Genomic DNA, 3,801 nt, shown 5'->3' on the forward strand with positions numbered 1-3,801 from the left:
AAATTCTTGTATCTGTTGTGCACTGTCATCACAGTTACATCAAGTGCTGTGGCAATATCTTTAAATGATTTTCTGCCATTGTCAGAAAGATGTTTTATTATCAGCCTGTCTAGCGAATCAATTTTATAATTGTCTTTTTCCATGTGGTTTAATACAGCATTGGTTTAAAAATGAGTGAGATAACTAAAATTAGTTTAAAAAAGGTGATACAGCTAATATTATATTAGTAAATAATCTTTGAATAAGAATCTTGAGAAATACGCTTACTGAATTATTTCTTGGTACGGAAACGGGAAATTAGATTTGGAAGTAATAAATCCAGTTAAATGCTTATTAATCGTTGTAGTTAGAGTTCTAATTTGGGAAACATTTTAAGAATGTAGTAATAGATGGGATTATTCGACTTGATATCATTAATTATGTAAAAAGGTGTAAATGTAAGTCTTCAAAGAAAGTGTACCAGGGACAAGTAAAATTAAGTCAAATTTGAATAACCTGTGACAGGTATGTTTTTCTGCGTTTTTTCATAGTGTTTTGTTTAATTATTTCTCTTTGCTTAAGCAGTTCTTTATCACGTCCAAAGTATACATCTGACGGAGTTACATTGTTGATTGATTCGTGGTATCTACGGTTGTTGTAATGATCAACAAACTCTTCCAGTCGATTAATTAGATCACCTGGCATATAATAGTTTTCTAGTTTTACTACGTTCTTCATGGATCTGTGATACCGCTCAATCTTCCCTTGGGTTTGTGGATGTAATGGCTTCCCTCTAACATGACTCATTTCTTCTTGTTCGATGTATTCAGCCAGTTCAGAGCTTATGTAGCAAGATCCATTATCACTGAGCAATCGTGGTCGATTAGATTTATCCAGTCCTGTTTTTCCTAATGCACAATCTATGGTTCTGGCTACACCCTCTGTCTGCATGTTAGAACAGAGTTCCCAGTGTACTATGTAGCGACTGTAATCATCTAATATTGTTGAGAGGTAGTACCATCCCCATCCAAGTATATTGAAGTAGGTAAAGTCGGTTTGCCACATCTGATTAGGTCGAACTGTCTTGTCTTTAAACTTACTGTCCAGTCAAATGTAGGAACTTCATTTTAAGTATTCGATAAACACTACTCTCCGATATGTAATATTGTTTAACCTCTATCATTCTGTAAGCTAATTATCTTGGAGATAGTTCTGGTATGTCAAGAGCCATTGTTACAACCTCATTGCGAATGTTATCCGGTATTCTATTCCAGCAATTGTTATCTGCACGAGGTCTAGGAGCAAGGCCATCATAACCTTGCTCTTTATACCTGCCGTACCAACTGTAAAAGGTGCTCTTATGGATGCCTAATTCTCGTAAAGTTCTATTGGGCCCTATCTCAGAGGCTTCCACAATTCGGATGATTTCATATTTCTCTGCTTGAGTAAATCGCATGTACTTCTTGAATGTTATTCTAGACCACTCAAGCTTTTTTTAAGCACGCGATTACTCAAAGTAAGTTCTGCTACTACTTCCTTTAGATCATGGTTCTCCTTTCGAAGATTAGTAACCTCTTCCGTATTAGCTTCTCTTTTGAGTATCTCCTAAAAGGCGTCTCTTTCCTGCTTCGATAAAGTTCTTACTCCAACGATAATACAATGCTGGAGCTATTCCTTCGGTTCTACATATTTCCGATATAGATTTTTCACCCTTTAGGCCTTCTAAAATTATTCTGATCTTCTCTTCTGATGAGAACTTTCTACGTGTTTGACGTCGAATGTCCTTAACTACAGCTTCTGCTGACTTCTTTTTTTGGTCTTCCCATTATTATACATTTAAAGGTTTTTAAAGTTCCTCAAAGCTGCTTTGAAGGTATTAATACTATCACTTAACTTTATCCCTTTAGTGGTACCCTTTGGTCTGACTTTTTACATGCAATCTTGAAGGAGAGAGCGAGAATAAAGCGGATTACCCTGCACAATAGAAGGCTAGAATACAAACAATTGAAAATGAAAGAAAAGCCAGAAATTTAGAAAAAAAAGTAATTCTGAATTATCATGAAACACTCACTAAGGAAAAGTTCACTTTAGTTTGAAGATTTACATTATATGGTTATTGAAATCATTGTCAGTTCGAGTGATTCCGACAATTTTATGTCGGGATTGTATCAAGAATTAAATGATTTTGGCAAAATACTGAATGTGAAAAACTCTGTTCTCGATACAATCCTGACAACTGCGTGTCAGGATCACTCGAACTGACAGTTTTTTAATATTCAAATTTATTTCCCTCTGAACTAGGGTGCCTTTTTGTTTTTGGCATATATTGAGTATTAGCGGTTTGTCAATATTTAATTAGCGACTGTTAATAGTGTTACCCATATTAAATATGTATTTTAGATACTTCTCTCTATATTAGAAATAATAAAACCAACTACATGATTAAAAACAAAACGATTAAGTCTGTTGCAATTAAATTAATTGGAGCATGCATACTTACGCTTTTTGGCTTTTCTAGCCAGGCGCAATGTCCTCAGGGGACTTTAGGTGGAACCTACGATGGGAGTGGACTAGTATTAAATGTTCCTCAAAATATTACGACAACGGCAACTGGCGGCACCTATTTCTCGGTCTCGGGTTTAATAGCTGGTAACGAATACCAAATTACAAGTTGTGGTTCGGATGTGCCTTCTGGGTTGAATGTATACCTAGGTGGATTTTCAACAGGAAACGATGAAACCAGCTGTGGAGGAACAGATGGTTTACTTGATCTAACAGTTCCTATTGCAACTACATACGCTGTGCAAGTTAATAGTGATTTATGCGGTAGCCTGGGTACGGCAATGGTAATTACAATAGAACTTACTGTAAGCTCTGCATGTACTTTGGCTTCGACAACCGTTGGTACTGATGCATTGTGTAATGGTGATGCTACTGGAGGCGCCACGGTAACCGCAACAGGAGGAACAACACCTTATGCTTATAATTGGGCTGGTAGTGAGACAACAGCAAGTGTTACTGGTTTGGCAGCTGGTACATATGGTGTTACTGTTTTGGATGCAAATGCATGCGCGTCTACTTCTACAGTTATAATTAATGAGCCAACTCAAATGGTTTTATCTACGACTTCTACAGATGCATTATGTTTTGGCTCTACGGATGGAATGGCAACAGCTGTGGTAAGTGGAGGTACAATGCCATATTCATATACTTGGGATAATGGCGCAAATGGTTCTACGATTTCAGGGTTAGCTGCCTCAACATATACTCCAACATGTACTGATTCTAATGGATGTTTGGTTTCGGCTTCGGTAGTTGTTAATGAGCCTAGTGAACTTACTTCTGTAATGACATCGGTGAATGTTGTTTGTAATGGAAATTCGGATGGAGCTGCTTCCGTTTTAGGTTTAGGCGGAGTAGGAAGTTATACATATGCTTGGAATACAGGTGGGATGACTGCCAATGAAAGTAGTTTGTCTGCTGGGACTTCTATAGTAACAACAACGGATGGCAATGGATGTCAGGATGTAAATTCAGTTGTCATTACAGAACCTTCTGCATTAATAGTAGATACCCTTTCTGTAACAAATGCTACTTGTGGAGGATCTAACGGTTCTGTCTCTGTTTCTGGGTTTGGCGGTGTTGCTCCATATTCTTACAACTGGTCTAATGGAGAAAATACAGCAACAATAAATGGATTGGCCGTTGGTATATATACCTATACAGCGATGGATGCGAATGGCTGTACCGATGTGAATATGATTATGATTTCGGATGCTGCTGCAGCAATTATATCAGTTTCTAGCACTACAGACCTAATGT

2 protein-coding genes and 1 pseudogene are annotated in these 3,801 nt (G+C 37.3%); 1 reads left to right on the forward strand and 2 read right to left on the reverse strand.

The genetic code is table 11. From position 1 onward, the window contains the following. Both HRT72_04420 and HRT72_04425 read right to left on the reverse strand, forming a co-directional pair. The coding region (locus HRT72_04420) for an AsnC family protein (GenBank protein ID NQY66953.1) at positions 1–143 on the reverse strand (143 nt) is incomplete at its 3' end. 337 nt (positions 144–480) lie between these two features. Next, a pseudogene (locus HRT72_04425) lies at positions 481–1,759 on the reverse strand (IS3 family transposase). A gap of 658 nt (positions 1,760–2,417) precedes the next feature. Between HRT72_04425 and HRT72_04430 the strand changes: the two are divergent. Next, positions 2,418–3,801 (forward strand): SprB repeat-containing protein (locus HRT72_04430; GenBank protein NQY66954.1); only part of this gene is annotated, 1,384 nt, incomplete at its 3' end.

The organism is Flavobacteriales bacterium (genome assembly GCA_013214975.1).
In the GTDB taxonomy this organism is placed as follows: Bacteria; Bacteroidota; Bacteroidia; order DT-38; family DT-38; genus DT-38.